Origin of the sequence: Streptomyces sp. 8L, from assembly GCF_020176795.1 — a bacterium.
GTDB lineage: Bacteria > Actinomycetota > Actinomycetes > Streptomycetales > Streptomycetaceae > Streptomyces.
Map to the genome: position 1 here is coordinate 1 of NZ_JAIUKE010000631.1, position 5,390 is coordinate 5,390.

The 5,390-nt window shown below is 70.2% G+C and carries 3 protein-coding genes and 1 pseudogene; 2 read left to right on the top strand and 2 right to left on the bottom strand.

What is annotated here, in order from left to right; genetic code table 11:
• The first annotated feature begins 462 nt into the window (after positions 1–462).
• Together LCE31_RS36040 and LCE31_RS36045 are read left to right on the top strand one after the other, a co-directional pair.
• A complete protein-coding gene (locus tag LCE31_RS36040; protein ID WP_225022098.1) occupies positions 463–2,985 on the top strand; it encodes an ATP-dependent Clp protease ATP-binding subunit in 2,523 nt (840 codons plus the stop codon).
• Positions 2,986–3,590: 605 nt separating this feature from the next.
• Positions 3,591–4,298: a M23 family metallopeptidase gene (locus LCE31_RS36045; RefSeq protein ID WP_225022099.1), complete on the top strand. Its 708-nt coding sequence runs from the start codon at positions 3,591–3,593 to the stop codon at positions 4,296–4,298.
• 129 nt (positions 4,299–4,427) lie between these two features.
• Here the strand turns inward: LCE31_RS36045 and LCE31_RS36050 are convergent, their stop codons facing one another.
• Positions 4,428–5,009 (bottom strand): TetR/AcrR family transcriptional regulator, encoded by a 582-nt coding sequence (locus LCE31_RS36050; RefSeq protein ID WP_225022101.1) that lies wholly within the window; start codon positions 5,007–5,009, stop codon positions 4,428–4,430.
• Positions 5,010–5,197: 188 nt separating this feature from the next.
• Positions 5,198–5,390 (bottom strand): annotated as a pseudogene (locus tag LCE31_RS36055) (hypothetical protein); the annotation flags it as partial.

The following is a 5,390-nucleotide window of genomic DNA, read 5'->3' on the forward strand; positions in this document are numbered from 1 at the left end:
GGCCCCGGGGGCCGGGGACGGTGGACGACATGAAAGGCCAACGGCGGAGCCCCCGGCGGGGTTACGCTGGGTGGCGCCCGCTCACCCTTCGCGTACGGCGCGGCCGGTCCCGGCACCGGCGAGCGCGTGCCGGTGTTCGCCCGTAGCTGAGGGAGGGGTACCCCCCGGCATGGACTGTCGGTGTGCGCGGGTAAGACATTCCTAGTGGGGAGGGGCGCCACACGGGCCCGAGCGGTTTCCCGTTCGCCATCGGCGTAGTGCTGGCGGCGGTATCTGCTTGGCCTGGGGGAACATCGTCTCGCACCATCGGGTTGGAGCGTTCGTCAGTCGTTCAGAGGGAACGCTGCTCCCCGCGGATGCGGGGATGGACCCGAGCGGTCCCCGCTTGCGGGACTAAGCTGCGGAAGGACAGAGAGGGGACCGACCCCTTTTACTGCCTGACCGCTCTGAGGAGCGATAACGATGTTCGAGAGGTTCACCGACCGCGCGCGGCGGGTTGTCGTCCTGGCTCAGGAAGAAGCCCGGATGCTCAACCACAACTACATCGGCACCGAGCACATCCTCCTGGGCCTGATCCACGAGGGTGAGGGTGTCGCCGCTAAGGCCCTGGAGAGCCTCGGGATCTCGCTCGAGGCGGTCCGCCAGCAGGTGGAGGAGATCATCGGCCAGGGCCAGCAGGCCCCGTCCGGCCACATCCCCTTCACGCCCCGTGCCAAGAAGGTCCTGGAGCTTTCGCTCCGCGAGGCCCTCCAGCTGGGCCACAACTACATCGGCACCGAGCACATCCTGCTCGGCCTGATCCGCGAGGGCGAGGGCGTCGCCGCCCAGGTCCTCGTGAAGCTGGGCGCCGACCTCAACCGGGTGCGGCAGCAGGTCATCCAGCTGCTGTCCGGCTACCAGACGAAGGAGTCCGCCACCGCCGGCGGCCCCCAGGAGGGCACGCCCTCCACCTCGCTGGTCCTCGACCAGTTCGGCCGGAACCTCACCCAGGCGGCCCGCGAGTCCAAGCTCGACCCGGTCATCGGGCGCGAGAAGGAGATCGAGCGGGTCATGCAGGTCCTGTCCCGACGCACGAAGAACAACCCGGTGCTCATCGGTGAGCCCGGCGTCGGCAAGACGGCGGTCGTCGAGGGCCTCGCGCAGGCCATCGTCAAGGGCGAGGTGCCCGAGACCCTCAAGGACAAGCACCTCTACACCCTGGACCTCGGCGCGCTGGTCGCCGGCTCCCGCTACCGCGGTGACTTCGAGGAGCGCCTGAAGAAGGTCCTCAAGGAGATCCGCACCCGCGGCGACATCATCCTGTTCATCGACGAGCTCCACACCCTGGTGGGTGCGGGCGCCGCCGAGGGCGCGATCGACGCCGCCAGCATCCTGAAGCCGATGCTGGCCCGCGGTGAGCTCCAGACGATCGGTGCGACGACGCTGGAGGAGTACCGGAAGTACCTGGAGAAGGACGCGGCCCTGGAGCGCCGCTTCCAGCCCATCCAGGTCGCCGAGCCCTCCCTGCCGCACACGATCGAGATCCTCAAGGGCCTCCGCGACCGCTACGAGGCCCACCACCGCGTCTCCATCACGGACTCCGCGCTCGTCGCGGCGGCCACCCTGGCCGACCGCTACATCTCGGACCGCTTCCTGCCGGACAAGGCGATCGACCTGATCGACGAGGCCGGCTCCCGGATGCGCATCCGCCGGATGACCGCGCCGCCGGACCTGCGCGAGTTCGACGAGAAGATCGCCGGTGTGCGCCGGGAGAAGGAGTCCGCGATCGACTCCCAGGACTTCGAGAAGGCGGCCTCCCTCCGCGACAAGGAGAAGCAGCTGCTGGCCGCGAAGACCAAGCGGGAGAAGGAGTGGAAGGCCGGCGACATGGACGTCGTCGCCGAGGTCGACGAGGACCTGATCGCAGAGGTCCTGGCCACGGCCACCGGCATCCCGGTCTTCAAGCTCACCGAGGAGGAGTCCTCGCGTCTGCTGCGCATGGAGGACGAGCTGCACCGGCGCGTCATCGGCCAGGTGGACGCCGTGGCGGCGCTCTCCCGGGCGATCCGGCGTACGCGAGCGGGTCTGAAGGACCCGAAGCGCCCCGGCGGCTCGTTCATCTTCGCCGGCCCGTCCGGTGTCGGTAAGACCGAGCTGTCCAAGGCGCTCGCGGAATTCCTCTTCGGCGACGAGGACGCGCTGATCTCCCTCGACATGTCGGAGTTCAGCGAGAAGCACACGGTTTCCCGGCTCTTCGGTTCTCCCCCCGGATACGTGGGTTACGAGGAGGGCGGCCAGCTCACCGAGAAGGTCCGCCGCAAGCCGTTCTCCGTCGTCCTCTTCGACGAGGTCGAGAAGGCCCACCCCGATATCTTCAATTCCCTTCTCCAGATCCTGGAGGACGGTCGCCTGACCGACTCCCAGGGCCGGGTCGTGGACTTCAAGAACACGGTCATCATCATGACGACCAACCTCGGGACCCGGGACATCTCGAAGGGCTTCAACCTGGGCTTCGCGGCCCAGGGCGACACGAAGTCGAACTACGAGCGGATGAAGGCGAAGGTCAGCGACGAGCTGAAGCAGCACTTCCGCCCCGAGTTCCTCAACCGTGTCGACGAGGTCATCGTCTTCCCGCAGCTCACGGAGGAGGACATCCTCAAGATCGTGGACCTGCGGGTGCACGAGATGGACGAGCGGCTCAAGGACCGGGACATGGGCATCGAGCTCAGCCAGGCCGCGAAGAACCTGCTCGCCAAGCGGGGCTACGACCCGGTGATGGGCGCCCGGCCGCTGCGCCGGACGATCCAGCGCGAGGTCGAGGACGCGCTGTCGGAGAAGATCCTCTTCGGCGAGCTGCGCCCGGGCCACATCGTGGTCGTCGGCACCGAGGGCGAGGGCGACGAGGAGCAGTTCACCTTCCGCGGCGAGGAGAAGGCGGCGCTGCCGGACGCTCCTCCCATCGAGCAGGCGGCGGGCGGCGGTCCGAACCTGACGAAGGAGGCGTGACCCTCCGCGCGTAGCGCGTGGCGCGCGTCGGTGCGCGCCACCGCGACGGGCGACAGGTGGCAGATACGCGGGGCCGGGCCCTTTCGCCTGCTCGGCCGCCCGGCGGCCCCACCCGTCCTCCTCCGCCCGTACGGGCGCGGCCCGGCTGCCGCCGTGGGCCCGCGCGGCTCCTGCCCGCCGTGCGCCGCCCGGACGGCCCGGCCGGGGCCCGATGCCGGCCTGTGCGGAACAGGCGCCCGCGCGGAACGCGGCGGCGTCGATCGCGTCACGCGCGTCACGGGTGAGGTCCCGCGCCCCCGGGCCGTTGGTCCCGAACCGGACGGTCCTCGGGCCCACCGCCCGTGACAAGGCACACAGGCCGTTTCGGGGCTACTAGGGAGCTTCGTTGGAATACCCGGGCAGCGATGGGCGAATTGCCTGATATGGGGCAATAAATACCGAGACGAGCGGCTTGTTCGTTGTCGTCAAGGGACTTTCGGCCATGACCCCTCTACGATGTGATGCCGTAGATGAGGCATTTGGGCGGAGATGGGGGGTCGGGTTACCAAGGTGGAGCAAGCCCGGTGCACGAGCGCCGGGTCCGCTCATGCCCGGAGGTTTCCCGTATGTCGCAGCGTTCGAAGTTCCGCACCCCGTTCACCGTCGTCCGTCGTGGTCGCGTCGCCGTAGTGGCCGCCGGACTCGGGGTGTCGATGGCGGCAGGGGCCGGGGCCGCGTTCGCCGCGACCGGCGACGCGGGCGCCCAGGCTCCCGCAGGCACCCACCAGACCGCCCAGGTGGCGGCCGTCGCCGTGCACCACCAGGCCGACGCCCAGGCGAAGGCCGCGGCCCACGCCAAGCAGGCCAAGGCCGCGAAGGCGAAGGCGGTCAAGGCCGCCGCCGCGAAGAAGGCCGCGTCCTGGATCGACCCCGTCACGCACTACAAGCTGACCGCGGCCTTCGACGACTCCGGCAGCCACTGGATGCACAAGCACTCCGGCCAGGACTTCGCCGTGCCGATCGGCACCGACGTCCACGCCGCGCACACCGGCACCGTCGTCAAGGCCGGCCCGCACGGCGCCGGCGACGGCGACGCGTACGGCAACGCCATCGTGATCCAGCACTCCGACGGCAAGTTCTCGCAGTACGCGCACCTGTCGAAGATCGAGGTGCACGTGGGCGAGAACGTGAAGACCGGCGACGAGATCGCGAAGTCCGGCAACACCGGCAACACGACCGGCCCGCACCTGCACTTCGAGATCCGCAACACGCCGAACTACGGCTCGGCCATCAACCCCGTCACGTTCCTGCACGAGATGGGCGTGAAGGTCTGACCCGCCGGCCGGACATGCGCAGACCCGTCACGGGGGAGTCCGGGACCGGGAACCCGCCTGGGGCCGCCGAGCCCCCACAGGTGGCATCGGGAGCCTGATCCCCGCCCGGGCCCTCCGCCAGGGCGGAGGTCAGGCTTCGGCGCCCTCGTGGGCCGCGGCCAGCAGTTCGAAGGAGACTTCGAGGAGAGCGTCGTACTTCTCCTCGATGTCTCCTTCGACGTCTTTCAGGGCGAACATCCCCACGTGCAGCGAGAACAGCGCGGTCGAGGTGCGCACCCGGTCCGCGAGCGAGGGCTCCGGCGTGAGCAGCAGCTCCATCGTCGCCTCGATACGGCTCCGGAACGTCTCGCCCACCTGGAGGTCACGCAGCTCCGCCTGGTTCTCCTGGACGAAGCGGAACAGCCGGGACGAGGCCTTGAGCTGCTCGACGTAGCGCCGCAGGAACTCCTTCTTCGACTCCAGCGTGTTCGGCTGGGCCGAGCCCCACACGATCAGGTCGTCGAGCGGCTGCGCCCGGTCCTCGAACAGGCTGACCAGGATGTCTTCCTTGGTCTTGAAGTGGTAGTACAGGGCCGCCTTGGTGACGTCGAGCCGCTCGGCGATCTCGCGCAGCGACGTCTTCTCGTAACCTTGCTCGACGAAGAGGTCGAGGGCGACGTCCTGAATCCGCTGCCGGGTGTCGCTCCGCCGCTGGGTGCCCGTGCTGGCCATGACGCGCTCTCGTCTCTCTCGTCTCTCGCGTGGGGGCGGCCCCCTCCCGCGTGGGGCGGCTCCGTCGCCCGCCCCCGCCTCCGGCCGCGTGTGGAGCCTCCGCTTCCATTGTACGTACTAGCCGGGCGGCAAGTAAGCGAGTGGAGGGACTCCGCGGACCGGCCCGGTGTGCGACCGCGCAGGGGAGGCTACGGCACGCGGGCCACGCCCACGTAGAGCCCGGGCGCCCCGTCGTCGGGCCGCGGGGTGTCCTTGTACCAGTCGGTGGCCGCCACGAGGCCGGGGGGGGCGCCGGGGGGGGCGGGGGCGGGCCCCCCCCCCCCCGCCGCCGGGGGGCCCCCCCGGGGGGGGGCCCCGCGCGGGGCCCCCGCCCCCCCGCGC

Excerpts from the sequence above, each read along its gene's own strand:
- LCE31_RS36040 (WP_225022098.1), top strand. The coding sequence starts at position 463 with ATGTTCGAGAGGTTCACCGACCGCGCGCGGCGGGTTGTCGTCCTGGCT.
- LCE31_RS36045 (WP_225022099.1), top strand. The coding sequence starts at position 3,591 with ATGTCGCAGCGTTCGAAGTTCCGCACCCCGTTCACCGTCGTCCGTCGT.
- LCE31_RS36050 (WP_225022101.1), bottom strand. The coding sequence starts at position 5,009 with ATGGCCAGCACGGGCACCCAGCGGCGGAGCGACACCCGGCAGCGGATT.